Here is a 22,832-nt window from a genome sequence, read left to right as displayed (position 1 = left end):
GAAGAATTCGTCCTAATTTGGATGGGTTCTTTTTTTATTTAATGCATTATTTTTAATGTTGATAAATATAAGGAGTGAAAGACATGCGAGTAAAAGATACCTTGAATTTAGGTAAAACAAAATTCCCAATGCGTGGAAATCTTCCTAACAAAGAAGCCGAATGGCAAAAGGCTTGGGAAGAAAATAAGATCTATGAAAAGAGACAAAAGTTAAATGAAGGCAAGCCAACTTTCGAATTATTAGATGGTCCTCCATTTGCCAATGGTGACATCCACATGGGACATGCTTTGAACAAGATCTCAAAGGATATCATCGTTCGTTACAAATCAATGGACGGATATCGTTCACCTTACGTTCCTGGTTGGGATACTCACGGTTTGCCAATTGAACAACAATTAGCTAAAAAAGGTGTTAAACGTAAGGAAATCGGTATGGAAGAATACCGGAAAATGTGTCAAGAATTTGCTGAAAATGAAATTAAGAAGCAAATGGCCGGATTTAAACGTTTAGGTGTTTCAGCTGATTGGGATCACCCATACATCACTTATCAACCTGAATTTGAAAAAGAAGAAGTTAAAGTCTTCGGTGAAATGGTTGACAAAGGCTATATTTACCGTGGTAAAAAGCCAGTTTATTGGTCACCATCTTCAGAATCAACATTAGCTGAAGCCGAAATTGAATACCATGATATTAAATCACCATCAATTTTCGTAGCTTTCAAAGTTCGTGATGGTAAAGACTTGTTGGACAATGATACTTCATTCATCATTTGGACAACTACTCCTTGGACAATTCCATCAAACGAAGCCATTTGTGTGAACCCTAAATTTGATTACGTTCAAATCGATGCTGACGGTAAGAAGTACGTTGTAGCCCAAGACAGAATCGACTTTTTGAAAGAAGAATTGGGTTGGAACGATGTTAAGATCTTGAAAGAATTCAAGGGTGCTGATCTTGAAGGACTTACAGCTACACATCCACTTTACGATCAAGAATCACTTTTGATCTTAGGTAACCACGTAACATTAGACGATGGTACTGGTTTAGTTCATACAGCTCCTGGCTTTGGTGCTGATGACTTTGTTGTCGGTATGAAATACAAGTTGCCAGTCTTTTCACCAATTGATGCTCACGGCTGCTTTACTGATGAGATTCCTGAATACAAGGGTGTCTTCTATGATGATGCTAACAAGTTGATCACTAAGAGAATGACTGATAATGGATCATTATTGAAATTAGAATTCTTCACTCACAGTTATCCACATGACTGGCGTACTAAGAAACCTGTTATTTTCCGTGCTACACCACAATGGTTTGCTTCAATTGATAAGTTTAGACAACAACTACTCGACGAGTTAGAAAAAGTTAGTTTTATTCCTGATTGGGGTAAAAAACGTCTTTACAACATGATCCGTGACCGTGGTGACTGGGTTATCTCCAGACAACGTGCATGGGGTGTTCCACTACCAATTTTCTATGCTGAAAATGGTGAACCTATCATGACTAAAGAAATCATCGACCACGTGGCTGATTTGTTTGGTAAATATGGTTCAGATATTTGGTTTAAACGTGATGCTAAGGACTTGTTACCAGAAGGCTACACAAATCCTAATAGTCCAAACGGCGAATTCACTAAAGAAACTGACATCATGGATGTTTGGTTCGACTCCGGGACAGCCCATGCTGGTGTTGCTAAATTGCGTGACAATTTAACTTTCCCAGCTGATTTAGTTCTTGAAGGTTCTGACCAATATCGTGGCTGGTTCAACTCATTGTTGATCACATCAGTTGCAGCCTTCGGTGTAGCTCCTTATAAGGCAGTCTTATCACAAGGTTTCACCCTTGATAAAAATGGCGTTAAGATGAGTAAATCACTAGGTAATGTTATTGCTCCTAGTGACATCGAAAGACAATTTGGTGCGGAAATTATTCGTCTCTGGGTTGCTTCAGTCGACGCTAGTTCTGATGTCTCTGTCTCAGTTGATTCATTCAAACAAACTTCAGAATCATACCGTAAGATCCGTAACACAATTAGATTCATGTTAGCTAATACAACTGACTTTGATCCAAAAGAGAATCGTGTTGCATACGCCGACTTACGTCCAGAAGACAAGTACATCGTAATGAAGTTGAATGATTTGATTGAAAATGTCCTTAAAGACTACGATAATTACGATTTTGCTTCAGTAAACAAACAAGTTTTGAAATTCTTGACGAATGATCTTTCAACATTCTATCTTGATTTTGCTAAAGATGTTGTTTACATCGATCCTGAAGATTCACATTCAAGACGCTCAATGCAAACAGTAATTTATGATAGTGTTGTCGCATTATCTAAATTATTGACACCAATCTTGCCACATACAATGGAACAAGTTTGGGAATACTTGAAGGAACCTGAAGAATACGTTCAATTAGCTGAAATGCCTAAGCCTGAAAAACAAGCTGACTTTGATGATATCAAAGCTACATGGACTAAGTTCATGGACTTTAGAGACAATGTCTTGAAATCACTCGAAGTCGCTCGTGATAACAAGTTAATTGGTAAGTCTCTAGAAGCAAAAGTTACAATTTGTCCTTCAGATGACTTGAAAGAAACATTATCTAACTTGGGTGACAATGTCAGTCAATTGTTGATCGTTTCTCAATTTGAAGTTGTTGACTCAGCTCCAGCTGGTGCAGACGAATATGAAGACAGTGCAGTGCTAGTTGAAAAAGCCGATGGTGAAGTTTGTTCTAGATGTCGGATGACTAAGACTGATGTCGGTTCTGACTCAAACTTCCCTAATTTCTGTGCTAGATGTGCTAAGATAGTTACTGAAGAATATCCACAAACTATAAGCGAAGGCTTTGAAGACTAGGTTGATTAGATGTTTGAAGGTAAAGTAGTTAGATTTAATAAGCAGCGAGGTTTTGGGTTTATTAACGACGGTGAAAGTGATATTTTCTTTTTCGCTGATTCGGTTTTGAACCGAGAAGATTTTTATATTCAGGAAGGTTTGTCTGTTTCTTTTGAGATTGCTCCTGGGTATAAGGGACCACAGGCTGTCAATATTACTATTGTTAACGAGGAAAGCGCTGATTAGCGCTTTTTTTGTTTTTTGTAGGAGAGTTTGGCGGACAGTGGGGGTTTGCTTTGGTGGATGTTGGTGATTTTTGGTGGTTGTTTGGATAGAGGTTGTAGTTTGTTTTGGTGGTTCACTGCCGACTCCGGGGCCCGGGGATACAGCCGCTGGAACGTGGTGGGCACATTTTGAACCAATCGAGCAAAGTGCGCTCGCTTGTTTCAAAACTGCACCTTCTTCTAAGCTCCTCTGTCGCTAAGAAGAATTTCACCACTGAGGGCTGTATCCCCGGGCCCCTCCGTCTAGATGGTGCAATCACCCCCCCATTTTTTGGGTTTTACCGATTTTTGTTGGTTAAGTTGGCTGTTTTTGCTCGTCCTATTTTTCACTTGTCTATCTCAAATGTTTTTTATGTTGGTAAGTTCCAGTTCCAATTCCAATTCCAATTCCAATTCATGTGATGTTCTAGATGGTATTGAATTCCGTGTGGGATTTTATATGGTTACTTCTTCTTTTGGGGTGGCTCGCGTGCTGTTTCACTGCACTCTCGCGATTGCTTTTGCTGGGTATGGTTATTGTTATTACTTGTTTATTTTTACCAAACCTCGTTTGTTTTGTTGCCAAACGTTGCCCGTTTTATAGTGGAAACGCGTTCCAGGGCACAGCGGCCTCCGGTTAACACATGTAGTCGCGGCACTGCTTCGCAGCACCTTGTGCGACTACATGCGTTAATCCTCAGCAGCTGACCGTGCCCCTCCACGCTCTTTTTTATATGTTACAATAATGATTGCAGTTTAACGATGTCGGCTTTTTTTGCCGATGATTCTAAGGATGGCGAGGTAGGATTATGCGTAAGGAAGATTCTAAGTATTTTGAGGAAGTTGTTGCTTCTCGTAGGATGTTCGGGGGTAAGATTTTTAATGTTGATGTTGAACAAGTTATTTTGCCTAATGGTATTCCTGCCATTCGTGAGGTTGTTCAACATCATGGGGCCGTTGGGATTATTCCTTTTGTTGATGATAAGATGATTTTTGTTCGTCAATGGCGTGCTCCTTTAGGGCAGGAGACTTTGGAGATTCCTGCTGGTAAGATCGATCCTGATGAGGGTAGTGATCTTAAGGAAGTTGCTTTGCGTGAGATGGATGAAGAGTTGGGACTTTCTACTGATGCTGATAAGTTGGAGAAGGTTACTGCTTTCTTTGCTAGTCCTGGTTATTCTAATGAGAAGATCACTATTTTTGCGGCTAAAGACTTGCAACCGGTCGAATTTAAACGGCCTTTGGATGCTGATGAGTTTTTGAATGTCGAGAGATTGACACTTGCAGAAGCTGAAAAATATATCGAAGATGGAACTATTTGTGACGGTAAATCAATCTGGGCAGTTACTTATTGGAAGTTATTGCTTGCTAAAGGTGAATAAGATGTTTGCTAAATTAAAGAATTTGATCAATAAGTCTAATGGTCAAGATCAAGATGCCGGTAGTGGATCGGTTATTACTGAAGAAGAATTGCAACGACGTCAGGCTGAACAAAAGCGTCAAGAGGTCGAAAAACGTTACCAGGAACAACATCCTGATCAAATTAAAGAAGAAAAAGAATTATCTTTTGAAAATAAGACAAATAAATTGAAAAAAAAGCTAAATATTGCGATTATTACTGTATTCGGCTTAATTATAATTGTATTTTTAATTTTATTTTTTATATAGAAGGAGCTATCACACATGAGAATTGGCGTTATCGTACCAATGGAAGAAGAAATCAAATTATTCAAGGACAGTATGGATGCTTTTAAAGCAACTACGGTTGCTAATGTCGAGTTTACTGAGGGCACTTATGGTGACCATCAAGTTATTTTGGCACAAAGTGGTATTGGTAAGGTTCAAGCAGGAATGACGGCCACTATTTTGAATGAAAAATTTCAACCTGATTTTATCGTTAATACTGGTTCTGCTGGTGGTATTGGTGAAGGCTTGAAGATCGGTGATCTTGTGATTTCTGATAAGTTAGCTTATCACGACGTCGACGTCACTGAATCAGGCTATGCAATGGGACAATTGCCAGGAAGTCTTTTGTATTTTGATGCCGATCCTTTCTATATTAATCAAATTGAAATTGCTGCTGATAAAACACATTTGAATTATCACAAGGGATTGATCGTATCTGGAGACCAATTTATTGACGATAAGCAAAAAATTGCTACAATTAAAAAAGCTTTCCCTGATGCCTTGGCTTCAGAAATGGAAGGTGCAGCTGTAGCACAAGTTTGTACTCAATTCCAAACACCATTTGTTGTGATCCGTTCAATGAGTGATGTTGGTGACGAAAATGCAAGTGTTAATTTCGACGAATTCGTTGTTCAGGCTGGTCAAAAGTCTGTTCAAATGCTATTGAATTTTTTAGATCAGGAATAGATCGAGAAGGGGATTTTTAAAGTGGGATACATCTACTTAGATAATGCTGCCACTACGCCCATGGCCGATTCAGTTATCGACGTCATGCATGACCAAATGATCAATAATTTTGGTAATGCATCTTCGACTAATTACTACGGTCGCAGGGCACGTCAAGTTTTAGATGACAGCAGACACATTATTGCTCAAAGCATTAATGCTAAGGATTCTGAGATCGTCTTTACTAGTGGCGGTACAGAAAGTGATAACACCGCGATCATGTCGACCGCATTGTCACGACAAAATTTAGGTAAACACATTATTACCGATCAAACGGAACACGAAGCTGTTTTGCGTCCAATGGAATACTTGGAGACATTAGGCTTTGAAGTTACTTATTTGAAACCGAATGAAAAAGGTGTAATCTCAGTCGAACAAGTTGAAGAAGCCTTAAGAGACGATACGATTTTAGTCTCGATCATGTATGGTAACAATGAGGTCGGTGCTGTTAATCCGATCAAAGAGATCGGCGAATTACTACAAGACCATCAAGCATATTTCCACACTGATGCTGTCCAAGCATTCGGAACGGAAGATATCGATGTTAAAGCTGAACATATCGACTTTTTATCGACTTCAGCACATAAACTGAATGGTCCAAAATTTATCGGCTTTTTATATGAAAATGCTGATAAACACATTCCTTCATATATTAGGGGTGGCGATCAAGAAACTAAACGTCGGGCTGGTACGGAAAATATTCCTGCTATTGCTGGATTTGCTGAAGCGGTCAAGATTGCTGACGATGATGAAAAGAAACGTCGTCGCGAAACTTATTATTCTTTCAAACAAAAAATTCAATCTATTTTGACAGAACAAGGCATCAATTTTGAAGTAAATGGTCCCACAGACGCACATGGGTTAAATCATGTGTTAAATTTGTACTTGCCAGGAATTGAAAAGAGTGTTTTGTTAACACGTTTGGACTTGGAAGGATTCGCTATTTCCGGAGGTTCTGCATGTACAGCCGGAAGTCTTGAACCTTCCCACGTCTTAACGGCAATGTTTGGCGAGAATAGTCCTAGATTAAACGATTCTATTCGGATCAGTTTTGGTAAAGATAATACGATGGAAGAAGTCGAAAAATTCACTAATAAGATGGCTGAAATCGTTAAGGACTTGACTAATTAATAAAAGATGAGCAAACTAATTATTGAGAATTTAATAATTAAGGGGACTCTATTATGCAAAAAAATCAAGCACAAGTATTAGGCGATAAAGATATTTACGAAATTGCTCCAGACATCAAGAAATATTCACTATTGGATGCTGGATTTGTTGAAGGACGCAATGATCACTTCAAACTACAAAGACCAATTTCAGGAACTTCTCCATATGATGCAAGATTTTTATTAAAAATTTCTGTTTCAGAAGGGTTTTCTCATTTGAGAATGTCTATTACAGATAAAAGTGGTTTACACAATATTAATATTTACAAAGGTAAAGATACTAAGTCGGAGATCGACGATTATAAATTTATGATGAACTTTTTAGAGGAAAAGAACATCTTGATAAAGAAGTAAGAGGGTTATTTTAATGGACAATACAAAAAAGCGCGTGGTTGTTGGAATGAGTGGAGGAGTTGATTCCTCAGTAAGTGCTCTTTTGTTGAAACAACAAGGCTATGAGGTAATTGGCGTCTTCATGAAGAACTGGGATGACTCAGATGATTCAGGAGTATGTACAGCCACAGAAGACTACGAAGACGTAGCAAAGGTAGCAAATAAAATCGGAATTCCATATTATTCCGTTAACTTCGAGAAGGAATATTGGGACCGTGTTTTCCAATACTTCTTGGCAGAATATCGTAAGGGTAGAACTCCAAACCCCGATGTAATGTGCAATAAGGAAGTTAAGTTCAAGGCATTCTTAGACTATGCTAACCAACTTAATGCTGACTATATTGCTATGGGTCACTATGCCCAAACTATCCGCGATGACAACGGTGTAGTTCATTTGTTGCGCGGTGGCGATGCTAACAAGGATCAAACTTATTTCTTGAGCACTGTTCAACAAGATCAACTTCAAAAGGCTTTATTCCCAATCGGTGGAATGCAAAAGTCAGAAGTTAGAAGAATTGCTGAAGAGGCTGGTTTGGCTACAGCTAAGAAGAAGGATTCAACTGGTGTTTGCTTCATCGGTGAGAGAAACTTCAGAAAGTTCTTAGGTGAGTTCTTGCCTGCTCAAGCTGGTACTATGATGACACCTGATGGTGAAGTAAAGGGCCAACACATGGGCTTGATGTACTACACTATCGGTCAAAGATCAGGATTAGGTCTTGGCGGAAATGCTAAGTCAAATGATCCTTGGTTTGTTGTCGGTAAGGATATGAGCAAGAATATTCTTTACGTTGATCAAGGATATGAGAATCCTGCTCTTTATGCTGATCATTTGGATGCTTCTGATCTTTCATTTATTACTGGATTAGATTATGGTAGTGATTTCCATGCTACTGCTAAGTTTAGATATCGTCAGCAAGATGTTGGCGTTACTGTGCATGTTAAGGATGATGGTAAGGTTACTGTTGATTTTGATAATCCAGTTCGTGCTATTACTCCTGGACAGGAAGTTGTCTTTTATGATGGCGAGGAGTGTCTTGGTGGCGCTACTATTGACTGTGCTTATATGAATGCTAAGAAGCTGCAGTATGTATAATGTTTTTTAGGAACAGTTTCCTTGATGGAAGCTGTTTTTTTGTTTGCTCTTGTCTTGAGGTGAGAGAGTTTTTGGCGGACTGGAAGCGTTTTGTTTGGTTGTACGTTTGTGATTTTTGGTGGTTTGGTTTGAGGTGGTATTTTGGTCTGAGGTTCACTGCCGACTCCGGGGCCCGGGGATACAGCCGCTGGAACGTGGTGGGCACATTTTGAACCAATCGAGCATAAACCGCTCGCTTGTTTCAAAACTGCACCTTCCTCTAAGCTCCTTCGTCGCTAAGAGGAATTTCACCACTGAGGGCTGTATCCCCGGCCCCCTCCGTCTAGATAGTGCAACAATCCCCCCTTTGTTTGATGGGGACCGAGTTTTTTTGATCAAGTTGGCACTTTTTGCGCGTCCTAGGTTTTGCGGTCTATCTCAGTTTCTACCTTTACTTGTAAGATCAAAACCTCGAAATCAAAACCTCGAAATCAAAACCTTCATCCTCAACCCTCAAGCAAAGGATTTAATCTTTCATGCTCGCGTGCTGCTTCGCGCACTCTCGCCTTGGATTTAGGAGGGTTGAAAGTTTTTTTATTTGAACAGTCTTTCCATTATTACTTCCTCTTATACTTGAAAAAAGTGCCGATAATCCCCATAATTGTAGTATTACAACTATAAGAGGTATGAAGATGGATTTGTATTTTGTTCGACATGGTAAGACGCAGTGGAATTTGGAAGGTAAGTATCAGGGGAGTCATGGGGATTCGCCTTTGTTGCCTGAGAGTATTAATGATATTAAGCTGTTGGCTCACCGGTTGAAGGATGTTCCTTTTCAACATGCTTATACTAGTCCGATTTTGCGTGCTAAGAGAACTGCTGAAATTTTGTTGGATGATCTTGGTAAGAAGATTCCTTTGACTGAGGTTGATGGTTTGAAGGAGTTTGATCTGGGGGATATGGAAGGCAAGCGTTTTGTGGATCTGGAGAAGAAGATTCCTGATGTTATTCATGCTTTTCGTGTGGAACCGGAGAAATATGATGCTTCTAAGATTCATGGAGAATCGTTTGAATCTGTTATTAAGCGGTCTAATGATGCTATTAATAAAATTGTTTCTGAATATCAAGATGATGCGGCAATTTTATTAGTTAGTCATGGTGCTGCTTTGGTTGCGATGATCCAAGCTTTGTTGGGCACATCTATCGCTGACCTCCGTAAAAATGGTGGCTTGTCTAATTCTAGTTTGACTCATTTGAAGTATGAGAATGGACATTATTCATTGGTCAAATGGAATGAGACGAAATTTTTAAATAAGAAATTATCTAGTACTGATACAATCTGAGGTAGTACATGAGTAGTCAAGAAGAACTTAAGCGAGCTCACATTCAAAAACTCGTGGCAAAATTAAATAAAAATAATCAGCAGCTGGACGTTATTTTGGAACTTTCAGCTAGTTTGGTGGACGTTAATGATCTCGAGCAGGCAGAAGAATTGCTGGCTCGTTCTTTGACGTTGTTTCCTAATAATAATGACTTGTTATACAATTTGGGGAATGTTTATTATTTAGCTGATAAATTTGATCGTGCTAGTGAAATATTTGATCGATTGATTGCTGCTGATTACGGTTTTCAAGCTTATTATATGAAAGCTAAGACGCTTAACGAGCAAGGTAAGGCCAATATGGCGATTGCCTTTGCTTTGACAGCCGTGGAAAAAGCGCCGAATGATGTTTTGTCTAATGAATTATTAGCTGATCTTTTGATGACGAATGCTAACTTTGAGTCAGCTATTGATTATTATCAGAAAGCAGTCGAGTTGAAGCCGACAGCAAAATACTTTTTTAACATCGCTATTTGTTTGATGAACTTAGAACGTCCTTATCAAACTTATTTAGAAAAAGCGAAGTCATTGGATGAAAAGTACTTTGTTGAACACGAGAAGAAATTAGCCGATCTGCAAAGATTTTTAACGGAAAATGGAGGTAGCAATGACTGAAGACAATAATCAATATTTTATTGGAACTGTGAAGGCCATTTTCTTTGAGAATCCGGAAAATTTATTCAAGATTTTTACTATCAAGATCAAGAAAACTAATACCGACTGGGACGGTAAGGATATTGTCATTACTGGTAGTTTTGGCGAAATCTCCGAGGAAGAAGAGTATAAGTTTGAAGGTCACTTAGTCGATCATCCTAAGTATGGTAAGCAATTTCAAGCTGAGACTTATCACCATAGTCGCCCTAGCGGTCGTAAGGAATTGATCAGCTTTTTCTCTGGTGACGAATTTCCTGGCGTTGGGAAGAAGACGGCTGAAAAAATCGTTGATCAACTAGGAAATGATGCCATCGATAAGATCATGCGAGATCCCCACGCTTTGGATTTTTTGAAGTTAGGTAAGGAAAAGACTGACCAAGTCGTTGAACAAATTTCTAATTCGAATCAAGCTGAACAAACGCTGTTTCAATTGAGCAATTATGGCTTTGGTAATGTTTTGTCGGCTCGTATTTATCAAAAATACGGTGGCAACACTTTGGACAAGATTACCGAAGACCCATACAAATTAGTTTTGGAGATCAAAGGTATCGGTTTTAAGCGAGCTGATGAACTCGCTCGTCAACTGGGTATTCCTGAAGATGATCCTCGCCGGATCAAGGGTGCTTTGATCCAAGTCGTTGATAATATAGTCAATGCTTCGGGAGATTCATACGTAACTCATGAAGTTCTTTTTCGAGAAGCCATGAGAACTTTGCGGAACCGCAATTCAGGTGATGACTTACCGGACAAAATTGAGTCGTGTCTGAAGGAATTAGTTAAAGACGGTCAATTGATCGTCGATGATGAAAAAATCTATGAGAAGGCTATTTTTGACAGTGAGTGGTCTATTGCACAGTCTTTGAAGATGATCAGTGATACTTTCCAGGAACGTGAGTGGAGCGATGCTGATTACCAGAAGAATTTGAAGAAAGTTCAAGAACAGTTCAAAGTCAGTTATGATACTTCTCAACAAAAAGCGATTCAGGCCGCACTCAACAACTCGATTTTCCTCCTGACAGGTGGTCCTGGTACTGGTAAAACGACTATCATCAACGGAATCGTAGCCATGTATGCGCGCTTAAACGATGAGACACTGGATCCTTCGTCAGAGAACTATTCCATAGCTTTAGCCGCTCCCACTGGAAGGGCAGCCAAACACATGGGTGAAACTACCGGCTTACCAGCGATGACGATTCATCGTTTGTTAGGATTGACTGGAACGGAAGATGATGAGTACGCCGAGCCGACCTTAGACTGTAAATTGTTGATCATCGATGAGATGTCGATGGTCGATACCCGCCTGTTCCGGACTTTGATCAATGCAGTTCAACCAGGTACTCAAGTCATCTTGGTAGGTGATAGGGACCAATTGCCATCAGTTGGACCAGGTCAAATTTTTGCCGATATGATTGCTAGTGATGTTTTTGCCAGCACGATCTTAACCGAGATCCATCGGATGGATGACGATTCGTCCATCATTCAGTTAGCTCACGATATCAATCAAGGTATCGTTGATGATGATCTTTTCGTTAAAAAAGCTGACCGGAGTTTTGTTAGCCGTAATAGTCGAGACATTCCTGAAGCCGTCTCGCAGATCATTACTAAATCAGCAGAAAATGGCTACAACATTGCTGATGTTCAAATCTTAGCTCCAATGTACCGCGGAATGGCTGGGATCGATAATCTGAATGCGACGATCCAAAATGTTGTCAATCCGATGACACAAAAACGAAAAGAAGTATCGATTGGAAATGTACACTACCGTATCAATGACAAGGTAGTCTATCTAGTCAATTCACCAGAAGATAATGTCTTCAACGGTGAGATCGGGATGATTGTTGGAATCATCTTGGCTAAGGAAAATAAAGAAAAAGTCGATCAGATCGTGATTGATTTTGAAGGTAACGAAGTAGTCTTGGATCGAAAAGACTGGACCAATATTGCATTGGCATACTGTACGTCGATCCATAAGGCTCAAGGTTCGGAATTTGAAGTGGTGATCTTGCCACTAGTTAATGAAGAATCACGAATGCTGCGTCGAAACTTGCTATACACAGCAATCACACGTTCAAAGAAACTATTGATCATGGTAGGTGACCGTTCGGCTTTTTCAAGAGCTATCACCGATAAATCAAGCGAACGCAATACCACTTTGAAAGAAAGATTAAGCAACGTCTTTAAAAAGCCGATTGTTGAAACGTCTGCACATAAAGAGGCAGATGTTGTTCAAGAGTCACCAAGTCAGGACGTTTTTAATGAAACTTCCGAAAAGGTCGACCAAACTCAAGATAATCGATTGACCTTAGATAAAATCATGGCCAACTCGATTGATCCGATGATTGGGATGGACGGTGTAAAACCTAGTGATTTCATGCCGGTCGAAAAGTAGTAAACCTCATAATTTTGAGGTTTATTTTTTTGTGAAAAAGCAACAAACTTGACAAAATAATCAAAATAGTCAAGTTTACAGATAGTAAATAAATATCGATATAATTTTTTATATATCCATGACTATAGAATCACAAAGAATCGATTTTAGAAACGTTGAATCCAATACACATACAGCATTTGATAATATCAATTAATAGATATTATCTATTAATACTAATAGATGCATTCAAATATGATATTTGTGTTTCCCAATTTCCATGTTTATAATTAGAACGTCGATATGTTCAAAATGTAACAATTGAGCGTTTTACGGGGTTTAAATTAAGATTTATGAGGGGGAGCCATGAAGTTTTTTAAAAAATTCGTTCTTGTCGCTTTGATTTTTGTGTTAGCGCTTTCATCAGTCGCACTAAGTTCAGTTACTAATGTAAAAGCTGCGGATGATAATGCAGATCAAAAGACGACACAAACAGGTCCAAAAGTTTTCGTAACTCCAAAATGGACCAATAAGGTCATTAATAATAATACCAAGATTAAAAATTATAAGGTTTTTGAAGCATCATATGGTAATGATTCAACTTTTAAGAAGGGACACATTCCTGGTGCTTTGCACATTAACACTAACTCAGTTGAATCTGAGAAAAATCAATGGAATATTCTTTCAGCAAAGAAAATCAAAAAATTGCTTTTGAAAAACGGTGTTACTAGCAAAACTACTTTGATTGTTTATTCGACTGATGTTAATGCTGCTAGTCGTGTAGCATTTGCTGCATTATGGGCTGGAGTTGATAATATCAAGGTAGTTGATGGTGGATATGATGCTTGGAAGAAAGCTGATTATAAGATTCAAAAGGGAAGCCAAAAATCAGTTAAGGCTGCTAAGAAATTTGGAGTTAAAGCACCAGCTAATGCTTCATATTTAATCAAGACACCAGCAGATTTCAAGAAGCAACAAAAAGCCGATCCAAATGTTATTTTAGCAAGTACTCGTTCATGGAAAGAATTCACTGGTAAGACTAGTGGCTATTCATATATCAAGGCCAAGGGTGAGCCAAAGGGTGCTGTTTATGCTAAAACAAGTAAGACATCTGCAGATTCAGCATACTTGTTGCACAAAGATGGAACAGTTAAAACTGCTGACGAAATCGCACCAACATGGAAAGAATGGGGTATTACTCCAGACAGCAATATCGATTTTTATTGTGGAACTGGTTGGAGAGCAGCTACTGCCTTTTTGATTACCTATCAAGCTGGTTGGAAGAACATCCATGTATTTGATGGTGGCTGGTATGCTTGGGACAAAGCCCACAAGAAAAATCCTTCTAAGTATCAAGTACAAGTAGGAGATCCACGTTCTGACAACGTAAAGATTCTCAAATAGAATATTAATGGGGTATGACAATGACACAATTGCGGATAATCTACAACTCTTTGATCATCGGCATATTTGTATCGTTGTTATGTTATAAAATCACTTGGATACGCTCGAATATTGTGGTCGGTTGGATAATTCCAATTGTTTGCATAATCGTCTATTTAATGTATTTATATTACGGAAAACATTTACGACAAAATTGGGCGATTTTTCGACTGGGCCAAACATTTTGGATAACGATAATCATATTGATGACACTATTAGCGGTTTACCATTTGGTACCGCTAATTGTTGTTTTAGGGACTATCTTTAATCAAATGTTTCACACCAACGTATCAGGCAACATTATTGCGATACTGTTATTGATGATAATTGTTATTACTTTGGTTATCTTAATTATCGACAATTATTATCATCCAGTTGAAAAAATCAAAACTAATCACAAATTCAAGAAAATGACCATTCAGTCAAAAATAGGCATGGTATTAACTGTTGTGGTGCTGATCATGCTAGTTGGATTGTATTACGTGATCCCGGCATATCGAGATTTTATTAATAACATATCAGCGATGCTAGTAAAAATGGACATCAAAGCACTGAGAGATTATATCAATGGATTTGGTGCTTATGGACCACTGATATCAGCTTTGTTGATGATTTTTCAATCTATTTTGGCACCATTACCTGCGTTCGTTTTAACATTCGCAAATGCCTATTTATATGGCTGGTATTGGGGAGCAACTTTATCATGGACTAGTTCTATGATAGGAGCATTATTGTGTTTTTATATTGCACGCGGTCTGGGCCGTCCTTTTGCGGAAAAATTGATAACGGAAAATGCTCTTTCGAAAATGGACCGTTTTTTTGATGAATATGGTGATTTCACGATCATTATTTTGAGACTATTGCCTTTTGTCTCATTTGATGAAGTCAGCTATGGAGCGGGATTCACTGATATGAAAACTGGCAAGTTTTTGATTGCTACAGGGATAGGCCAACTGCCAGCAACTATCGTTTATTCAATAGTCGGCGGTAGTTTGGATGGAAATAAAAATTTATTATTTATAGGGATTATTGCCTTTGTTCTTTTGATCGTGCTATCACTTTTAGCTAAAAGAATCGTGAAGAATAGGCAAGTGAAGAGGTGAGTGGATGAAAAAAGTAATAGCTTTTATCGTTTTGATAGCAGTAGGTGTGTTTATTTTCTATAAAACCGGTTTGATTTCTGAACTTCAAAACGTTCCAGAAATGCAAGCTTGGTTTAAAGACCAAGGGATGATCGGATACCTAGCATTTATTTTGCTATGTATCATCACGGCAGTTTTTATGCTCCCAGGTGGATTGTTGGCAATCGTTGCTGGGATTGCCTATGGAGGTTTCATTGGAGGTTTATTGACAGTTATTGGAAGTACTGTTGGGGCTAGTATTTCATTTATTTTAGGACGGACACTTTTGCGTGACGAGGTGTATCGAAAATATGGAGATAAAACGACCTTTAAGAAAATCATGCATGGTGTTGATGAAAATGGGGTCTCATTTTTAATCCTAACTAGACTAGTGCCAATTTTTCCATATGCGATTCAAAGCTATGCTTATGCTTTGACACCAATGAAATTTTGGCGTTTTAGCATTATCTCAGGAATTACCATGTTACCGGCATGCTTTATTTATGCGTACATGGCATCCGATATATTGACGGAAGGTGTATCTTGGTCACTCACCTTGAAGTTTACTATTTTCGGTATTGTTTTATTTTTACTAACATATATTCCGAAAAAAATTGGACAACACAAGAAAATGATTTAGGGGGAGAATATATTGAATAAAAAAGTATATTTCAAATTTTTAGTATTGTTGCTGCCATTACTGTTGCTTTGGGGATGTTCCAGTGGTCAAAAAGATAACAGTTCAACTATGCCTGCCAGTTATCGAGAAGCCTTACAAAATGCAAAGGGTAAAACTGTAACTTACTATGGTTTTGGTGGAAATGATGCACAAAATCGTTGGGTCGATGAAGTGGTTACACCGATGATGAAGAAAAAAGGTATTACCGTTAAACGTGTACCTATGGACATTGATACCATTATTAATAAATTAACAACTGAAAAAGAAGCCAACAAGCAAACTGGCAATATGGATGTGCTGTGGATCAATGGCGAAAACTTTTACAATGCTAAAAAGTTATCATTACTGGATACGATCAAGCCATCATTGATACCGAACATGAAATACATGTCAAAAAATGATCAAGACACTAAAACAGATATGGGAACTAAGATCGAGAATCAAGAAATTCCATATGGAAATGCTCAATTTGTTTTAATTGGAAACAAAGAGATGTTTAACGGAGATTACCCAACTAGTGCCAAGAAGTTGCTAGCTTGGGCTAAAGAAAATCCTGGAAAGCTGACGTATGTGGCTCCACCTGATTTTACTGGTAGTGCTTTTGTCAGAAATATAATTTATGAAACTGTTGGTTTTGACAAACTCGACAAAGCCCCCGCAACTAAAGAAGGCATTTACAAAGTAATAAAACCAGCCTTAGATTATTTGAATGAATTGAAACCATATTTATGGCAAAAAGGTCAAAATTATCCAAAGACAACTGCACAAATGGATAAAATGTTTGCTGATGGTCAGATTGCAATGGATTTCTCGTACAATCAAATGTATGTTGCCACGCAAAAGCAAGCTGGGCTTTTTGATGATAAAGCTGAGACGTTCTTATTTGATAACGGAATGATCGGTAATTATAGTTACTTAGCTATTCCTAAAACTGCTCCAAATAAATCGGCTGCCGTGGTTTTGATTAATACAATGTTGAGTCCGGAAGCACAAACTAAACGGTTAGATGCTAAATATGGAGCTACAGTTTCACCTTATTCTTCAGCAAAAATGCCCCAAAACATGAAACAAAAATTAGATGATTCAGTCGAAACTAATAATACCGTTCCAGCTAATGAGTTAGCGAAAAAACGCTTGCCAGAGGTTTCAGGTAAGAAGATCCCCATTATTGAACAATTATGGAAGGAGCATGTATTGAATGACAAATAGAAAAAATATCATTTTGTTATCATTACCATTTTGCTTATTTTTTCTATTGTTTTTCTTGAGTGCACTTTTCAAATCATTAATAACTAGTTTTGGTTATTATCCCGTGTTAAATATGAAAAAATTTACTTGGGAATACTATATTAGTGCGTTGAGCGATGCTAGCTTTTTGAGTATTAGCTGGCGCACTTTTTTATTTTCCGTTGTCAGTGCTTTCTTAGCTTGCATAATTGGTATGATGATTGCAATTACCTTATATCGTCATAAAAAAGATCGTGGAATAGTCTTTCGAATTACGGAATTACCCGTAATGCTACCGCATATTTTTGTAGTCATTGCATTATTTCAGTTACTAAGTCAAACCGGCGTCGTTCCCAATATTTTGATTCACTTAGGATTGCTACAATCAACGGAACAATTTCCCTTGTTGTTAAATGATAACTACCAGATCGGTGTCATAATTACTTATTTGTATAAGGAAATTCCATTCGTCATTGTTTCACTGATGCTGGTATTACGACAGATGAATGATAAGTATGAAGTAGTAGCCTTAAATTTAGGTGCCAACAAGTTTCAAACCTTTTGGAATGTTACACTACCGATGATCCAAACGGCATTGGTAAATGCGTTTATAATTAATTTTTCGTTCAACTTTGGATCTTATGAAGTGCCGTTTCTTTTAGGAAATCAGCAGAAAGAATTATTACCGGTTTATATTTACAACTATTATGTTCAAGGCGATATCACACAAATTCCATTGGTAATGAGCCTAAACATGATTTTGTCAGTTTTCTCGATTGTTTTTGCAGCAGTATTACTAGTAATCTCCAAGAAGATTCCTGGTGGTCGGATTGGAGGAAACAGATGAAAAACCTATTAAATAATATCTGGACGTTCATTTTTTGTGCGCTGATCGTTATTCCGCTGATCGTGATTTTCTTATTAGCAATCGGTAGCAGTTGGAATTATCCGGATATATTACCTCAGCAGCTCGAATTCCAAAATTTAATAAAAATGCTTTTTACTAATTCTGAGCTGATCCATTCATTGACTCAGAGTATTTTACTATCCTTGGGTACGATTATTTTGACTTTAGCGATTGCTTATCCAACGGCGATATTACTAGCACATTATGATTTTTTTGGAAAAAAAGTTATCAACCTATTAGTATACTTACCGTTGATAATTCCAAGTATTGCATTATTGACTAATTTGGATTTTGTTATGATCAAATTTAGTCTCAACGGCAGTTTCGTAGGTGTTGTTATTGCACACACATTGTTTTATTTACCGTATGCCATCAAGCTTTTAATGGATAATTTTGAACAAAATGGAAATGCTTTTGAAAGTGTAAGTAAGAACCTAGGAGCAAATAATTGGCAAACATTTTGGAATGTAACTTTCCCAATGAGTAAATCAGGACTGCAAGGAGCAATTTTGATGACTTATGTCGTATCAATGACACAATATTTGGCCACGTTGTTAGTAGGTGACGGAAAATTTTTAACCTTATCAGTGCGAATGTTTCCTTTCACAACGGCCGGAAAATATAAAATTGCAGCAATTTATGCATTTACTTTCTTAATTGTCACGTTAATACCACTGTTTTTAATTGATAAATATATTATTCGTAATCGTCGGAGGGGTTAATTTGACGTACTTTTTGAAGAAAATTAATCAAGTAAAAAAAGACAAACACATTTTAAAAAATATTGATCTAGCGATAGAAAGTAATTCTATTGTGGCAATTTTGGGTCCTTCAGGAAGCGGAAAAACCACCTTGTTGAACATTCTAGCTAAAATTGATCAGCCTTCATCTGGTGAGTTTACGAGTGAAAGTGATCAAAATCCAAAGGGAATAATGGTTTTTCAAGAGTATTTATTGTTCCCCCATATGACTGTGGCTAAGAATATTACTTTTGGTCTGCGGATGAGTAAGGTAAAAAGGGATGATATCAAAGAACGTTTGGCAAAAATTACCGAAGTAATGGGCATATCGGATTTAGTTGATCGTTACCCTGACGAACTATCGGGCGGTCAACGTCAAAGAGTTGCATTGGCTCGTGCTATGATTTTACGACCAAAGTTATTACTGATGGACGAGCCATTTTCCAGTCTGGATGAGAATTTACGAATTGAAATGTTGAATTTTGTTCAACAAATTCAGAGTCAATTTGACGTAACCATTGTCTTTGTTACACATTACAAAAATGAAGCATATTTATTGTCAAAACGAATTGCTATTTTGATCGATGGATCCATCAAACAAATTTCTGAACCAGAACAATTGGAATCAGATCCGATTGATATTGAAGTTGCCAAATTTCTCGGTCAGGCCAATTTTATTTCGGGAAAAGTAACGGGAAATACCTTTGATTCGCTTATTTATCGAGGGGAAGTCGAATTAAAAAATAATCCGCAAGGATACTTATATATCCCGTATGCCAATCAAGTAACTTTGGAAAAAACAGAATATCCAGCGTTTTTCGCTGAAGTAGTAAATAAGGTTTGGTTGGGGAGTGTTGAAAGGGTGACAGTCAGGATGGATTCTGTAACTGTTAGTTTTGATTGTCGGCCTAATCTGGTGAAAATAGGTGACCAATACAGCTTTTATTTTGATAAAAAACCGGTGGTGTACTAAATGTGGTTATCAATAATCATTCCAATTTATCATGATGATGTTGCAATGAAAATTATGCAAAAACAATTATTAGCTTGGAATTTAGATGATGTCGAAGTTATCGTTGTGGATGGGCAAGAGAGACGAAGACCAGATTATTTGGTTTCTGATTTCAAATACCAACACACTAGGGCTAATCGAGGCATGCAGTTACAAAGTGGAAGTCAAAAAGCTTTAGGTAGAAAACTTCTATTTCTGCATGCGGATTCGAAGTTCCCTTCAGGATCACCGCTGCCGTTATTAAGTAAAACGAACATTAATGTGGGGTACTTTGACCTTCATTTTGATGCACCAGAAAAGTTTTTTCGGATGATGGAATTTGGGACCAATCTGCGCTCAAAATATCGAAAATTGATATTTGGTGATCAAGGTTTATTTATCGACCGTCGATTGTATGAATTTTTAGGTGGATATCCGCAAATAGCAATAATGGAAGATTATGAACTGAGTAAAATTTTGCGTCGGAAGCATATAAATGTTCAACAATTAAATATACCTATCTTAACTAGTGCTCGAAAGTATCAACAACAAGGTCATTGGGCAACTTTTTTGAAAATGCAACTTTACCAAATCCGTTATCAAATGGGAACAAGCGTTGCTAAATTACAAAAAGAATATTATCGCGGAGAAAAATGATGGAACAACAAATATTATCGAAGATCAAAGAGTATCTGAAAAATGCAACGATCAATACCGAATGTAACATGGGTGAGGTTCAAAAAGTTGATTTTTTAGCGCAGGGAGAATACAACCGTAATTTTTTCATCAGTGACAATTTAGGGCAAAACTTTGTTTTTAGAATCAATTATGGTTCACAAATTAACCAAGCAAAACAAGCAAGGTATGAATTTCAAGCATTGAACATGCTTTTTCCCAGTGGTCGGACACCGAAACCACTGTTGTTAGATGATTCGAAACAGTATTTTGATCATGACATTTTGATTGAGCAATTTCTTCCTGGGAGACCGTTAATTTATGAGAGGGATCTGTCACAAGCTGCTGAAATATTTGGCGACGTGCATCGTTTAACTTTGGATGATCATCAAATATCTCAATTAATAACCGAGACAAATATTTGTAGTGATCGTATCAATGAAGCCAAGTCTTTATTAGAAACCGTTTTTCAGTCTAATAAAGTCGATAAAGATGGGAAAAAGATCTTAACGACACTTTTTAATTGGTGCAATAATCATGTGGATGATCAATATTTTTCGCAGCAACCTCAAAATATTGTCAATACTGAGGTCAATTCCAATAACTTCTTGATTACCGATGATTATGGATATTTGATTGATTGGGAAAAACCAGTATATAGCAATAGTGTTCAAGATTTAACGCAATTCTTGGCGAAAACGACAACATTGTGGAGGACTGATACCATCTTAAGTCAGAAACAGGTTGATCAATTCTTACTATATTATAGTCGGCTAGTCGAAAGAAGTTATGAAGAGGTGAAAGAATCAGTAATTTCTTACATGCCGTTTTTGTTGCTACGAGCTTTGTCGTGGTGTGCCATGCTAATAACTACTTATGATGAAAAGCCGATTCAAAATGAAGAGATTTATCTTCGAAGTAAAATGTACTTGACCATAGATTTTGCTAAACCATTGTTGAAAGAATATGGGGTGAATATCGATGGATAAAGCGTACATAATTTTTACAAAAATACCGAATCCTGGATTTGTCAAAACACGTTTAACGCCGGATTATTCCAAACAACAAGCTGCTGATATTCAAAGTAAAATGTTGAATCATTTATTAAAGATAACGCATGGATTAGAAGACGTCACAATATTTTTGGCCTATTATTCTGAAGATCAGGCTCAATCTGAAAAATTTTTATTAAAGTTGCCATCTAAAATTAATGTTTTCCAACAATCAAATGGCTCAATCGGTAATAAAATGTCGAATGCAATTGACCACGTCAAAACATTAGGATTTAAAAAAATCGTTTTGACTGGTAGTGATATACCCAGGTTAAATGTCGAAACCTTACAAAATGCCTTTTCACAATTAGATAAGTCAGATATTGTATTGGGACCAACTTGGGATGGGGGATATTATTTGTTCGGAATGAAGAATAGGATCGATCAAACCCAATTTTTATCGGTACCAATCAGATGGAGCACTGATACTGTTTTTGCGGCAACACTAAATTTGGCTAAAAGAAATCAGGTGTCAGCAGTAGCAATTGAATCGTTATCTGATGTAGATTTTTCAGCCGATTGGCAGAGGGAGTCAAAATATGTCGAATGAACACTTAAAGGTAATTTATGATTGTGATAATACAACTGGCATTGATGGTAGGGATGTCGATGATGGATTAACTTTACTTTATTTAAATAAGTGTCCAGAGATCGACTTGCTTGGTAATACCTTAACATTTGGTAATGGTACTGTAGCAGAGGTGGCAAACCAATCACATTTAATGAAGGAATTGTTTGATTTAAAAATAGAACAATATCCTGGATTAGAAAAAGAACAGTCGATCGATATCTCTCAGCCGTCACCAGCAGCAAAGTTTTTGGTCAATCAGGTCAACCAATACCCACGACAGGTTACTATTTTGGCAACTGGTAGTATGAATAATTTGTATGAAGCTAGTTTAATCGATGAAAGATTTTTTAAAAAAGTTAAGCAAATCGTGATTATGGGTGGAATTTTCGAACCTTTGTTTATCAATGGTGTTCCGGTAGATGAATTAAATTTATCAGTTTCTAATATTGCTTCCGAAGCAGTTTTAAATAGTGGATGTAAATTGATACTAGTGAGTGGCCAATTCATTTTGGATGGAATTTTGTCGGGAGATGTAGTTGCTAAAAAAATGGCTAAATCAAACAAAAAATCTGCAAGCTGGTTAGATAATTCACTGAATAATTGGTTCAAGAAAAATGTTGAGTGGTGGGATTTAGATGGAACCATCAATTGGGACGGTATTACCGCAGAAGCTATGCTTGATTTGAATCAATTCATCGTTAAGGATATTTTTATACATGCAAACCAAGACAATTTGAAAAGCGGTTTGATAGATCGGGTGACCGTTCCCAATGGTCATAAAATAACAATTGTTTACCAAATTAAAAATATGGATCAATTGAATGATAAACTAATATCAAAATTAAATTTATATCGTTAAATATTAGGGGGAGTA

The 22,832-nt window shown here is 37.4% G+C and carries 22 protein-coding genes; all 22 read left to right on the top strand.

The window, feature by feature from the left end; all coding sequences use genetic code 11:
- Positions 1 to 83: 83 nt before the first annotated feature.
- Positions 84 to 2,861 (top strand): isoleucine--tRNA ligase, encoded by a 2,778-nt coding sequence (gene ileS, locus EKM69_RS02890; protein WP_125707943.1) that lies wholly within the window; start codon positions 84 to 86, stop codon positions 2,859 to 2,861.
- Positions 2,862 to 2,870: 9 nt separating this feature from the next.
- A complete protein-coding gene (locus EKM69_RS02885; RefSeq protein ID WP_125707941.1) occupies positions 2,871 to 3,086 on the top strand; it encodes a cold-shock protein in 216 nt (71 codons plus the stop codon).
- 826 nt (positions 3,087 to 3,912) lie between these two features.
- Positions 3,913 to 4,485: an NUDIX hydrolase gene (locus EKM69_RS02880; RefSeq protein WP_125707939.1), complete on the top strand. Its 573-nt coding sequence runs from the start codon at positions 3,913 to 3,915 to the stop codon at positions 4,483 to 4,485.
- 1 nt (position 4,486) lies between these two features.
- Positions 4,487 to 4,771 carry a hypothetical protein gene (locus EKM69_RS02875; protein ID WP_225423819.1) on the top strand — a complete coding sequence of 95 codons (285 nt, stop codon included), beginning with the start codon at positions 4,487 to 4,489 and terminating at the stop codon, positions 4,769 to 4,771.
- A 15-nt stretch (positions 4,772 to 4,786) separates the two neighbouring features.
- Positions 4,787 to 5,476: a 5'-methylthioadenosine/adenosylhomocysteine nucleosidase gene (locus EKM69_RS02870; protein ID WP_125707937.1), complete on the top strand. Its 690-nt coding sequence runs from the start codon at positions 4,787 to 4,789 to the stop codon at positions 5,474 to 5,476.
- Positions 5,477 to 5,497: 21 nt separating this feature from the next.
- Entirely contained in the window at positions 5,498 to 6,646 is a 1,149-nt protein-coding gene (locus tag EKM69_RS02865) for a cysteine desulfurase family protein (RefSeq protein ID WP_125707935.1), read from the top strand.
- Between the two features lie 53 nt (positions 6,647 to 6,699).
- Complete coding sequence (locus tag EKM69_RS02860) at positions 6,700 to 7,038, top strand: hypothetical protein (protein ID WP_125707933.1); 339 nt, start codon at positions 6,700 to 6,702, stop codon at positions 7,036 to 7,038.
- Positions 7,039 to 7,051: 13 nt separating this feature from the next.
- Positions 7,052 to 8,170 (top strand): tRNA 2-thiouridine(34) synthase MnmA, encoded by a 1,119-nt coding sequence (mnmA, locus tag EKM69_RS02855; RefSeq protein WP_125707931.1) that lies wholly within the window; start codon positions 7,052 to 7,054, stop codon positions 8,168 to 8,170.
- 671 nt (positions 8,171 to 8,841) lie between these two features.
- Positions 8,842 to 9,492 carry a histidine phosphatase family protein gene (locus EKM69_RS02850; RefSeq protein WP_125707929.1) on the top strand — a complete coding sequence of 217 codons (651 nt, stop codon included), beginning with the start codon at positions 8,842 to 8,844 and terminating at the stop codon, positions 9,490 to 9,492.
- An 8-nt stretch (positions 9,493 to 9,500) separates the two neighbouring features.
- On the top strand, positions 9,501 to 10,145 hold the full coding sequence (locus EKM69_RS02845; protein WP_125707927.1) for a tetratricopeptide repeat protein: 645 nt from the start codon (positions 9,501 to 9,503) through the stop codon (positions 10,143 to 10,145).
- On the top strand, positions 10,138 to 12,573 hold the full coding sequence (gene recD2, locus EKM69_RS02840) for an SF1B family DNA helicase RecD2 (RefSeq protein WP_125707925.1): 2,436 nt from the start codon (positions 10,138 to 10,140) through the stop codon (positions 12,571 to 12,573). The genes EKM69_RS02845 and recD2 overlap by 8 nt, the downstream gene beginning before the upstream one ends.
- A gap of 345 nt (positions 12,574 to 12,918) precedes the next feature.
- The gene (locus EKM69_RS02835; RefSeq protein ID WP_125707923.1) at positions 12,919 to 13,956 is read left to right on the top strand and encodes a sulfurtransferase; all 1,038 of its coding nucleotides are present in this window, start codon (positions 12,919 to 12,921) and stop codon (positions 13,954 to 13,956) included.
- 158 nt (positions 13,957 to 14,114) lie between these two features.
- The gene (locus EKM69_RS02830; protein WP_225423818.1) at positions 14,115 to 15,098 is read left to right on the top strand and encodes a TVP38/TMEM64 family protein; all 984 of its coding nucleotides are present in this window, start codon (positions 14,115 to 14,117) and stop codon (positions 15,096 to 15,098) included.
- Positions 15,099 to 15,102: 4 nt separating this feature from the next.
- Complete coding sequence (locus EKM69_RS02825) at positions 15,103 to 15,756, top strand: TVP38/TMEM64 family protein (protein WP_125707921.1); 654 nt, start codon at positions 15,103 to 15,105, stop codon at positions 15,754 to 15,756.
- 12 nt (positions 15,757 to 15,768) lie between these two features.
- A complete protein-coding gene (locus EKM69_RS02820; RefSeq protein ID WP_125707919.1) occupies positions 15,769 to 17,004 on the top strand; it encodes an ABC transporter substrate-binding protein in 1,236 nt (411 codons plus the stop codon).
- Between the two features lie 112 nt (positions 17,005 to 17,116).
- Positions 17,117 to 17,869, top strand: a complete 753-nt coding sequence (locus EKM69_RS02815) for an ABC transporter permease (RefSeq protein WP_225423817.1) — start codon at positions 17,117 to 17,119, stop codon at positions 17,867 to 17,869.
- Positions 17,866 to 18,651, top strand: a complete 786-nt coding sequence (locus EKM69_RS02810; RefSeq protein ID WP_125707915.1) for an ABC transporter permease — start codon at positions 17,866 to 17,868, stop codon at positions 18,649 to 18,651. Before EKM69_RS02815 ends, EKM69_RS02810 begins: the two co-directional genes overlap by 4 nt.
- A 1-nt stretch (position 18,652) precedes the next feature.
- Positions 18,653 to 19,642 (top strand): ABC transporter ATP-binding protein, encoded by a 990-nt coding sequence (locus tag EKM69_RS02805; protein WP_125707913.1) that lies wholly within the window; start codon positions 18,653 to 18,655, stop codon positions 19,640 to 19,642.
- Positions 19,643 to 20,317, top strand: a complete 675-nt coding sequence (locus EKM69_RS02800; RefSeq protein ID WP_125707911.1) for a TIGR04283 family arsenosugar biosynthesis glycosyltransferase — start codon at positions 19,643 to 19,645, stop codon at positions 20,315 to 20,317.
- A complete protein-coding gene (locus EKM69_RS02795; protein ID WP_125707909.1) occupies positions 20,317 to 21,324 on the top strand; it encodes an aminoglycoside phosphotransferase family protein in 1,008 nt (335 codons plus the stop codon). Before EKM69_RS02800 ends, EKM69_RS02795 begins: the two co-directional genes overlap by 1 nt.
- Positions 21,317 to 21,937 carry a TIGR04282 family arsenosugar biosynthesis glycosyltransferase gene (locus tag EKM69_RS02790; protein WP_125707907.1) on the top strand — a complete coding sequence of 207 codons (621 nt, stop codon included), beginning with the start codon at positions 21,317 to 21,319 and terminating at the stop codon, positions 21,935 to 21,937. The genes EKM69_RS02795 and EKM69_RS02790 overlap by 8 nt, the downstream gene beginning before the upstream one ends.
- Complete coding sequence (locus EKM69_RS02785) at positions 21,927 to 22,817, top strand: nucleoside hydrolase (protein ID WP_125707905.1); 891 nt, start codon at positions 21,927 to 21,929, stop codon at positions 22,815 to 22,817. Before EKM69_RS02790 ends, EKM69_RS02785 begins: the two co-directional genes overlap by 11 nt.
- Positions 22,818 to 22,832: the final 15 nt, after the last annotated feature.

The organism is Companilactobacillus zhongbaensis (genome assembly GCF_003946515.1).
Classification (GTDB): Bacteria; Bacillota; Bacilli; order Lactobacillales; family Lactobacillaceae; genus Companilactobacillus; species Companilactobacillus zhongbaensis.
This window is presented reverse-complemented; position numbering and strand designations above follow the sequence as displayed.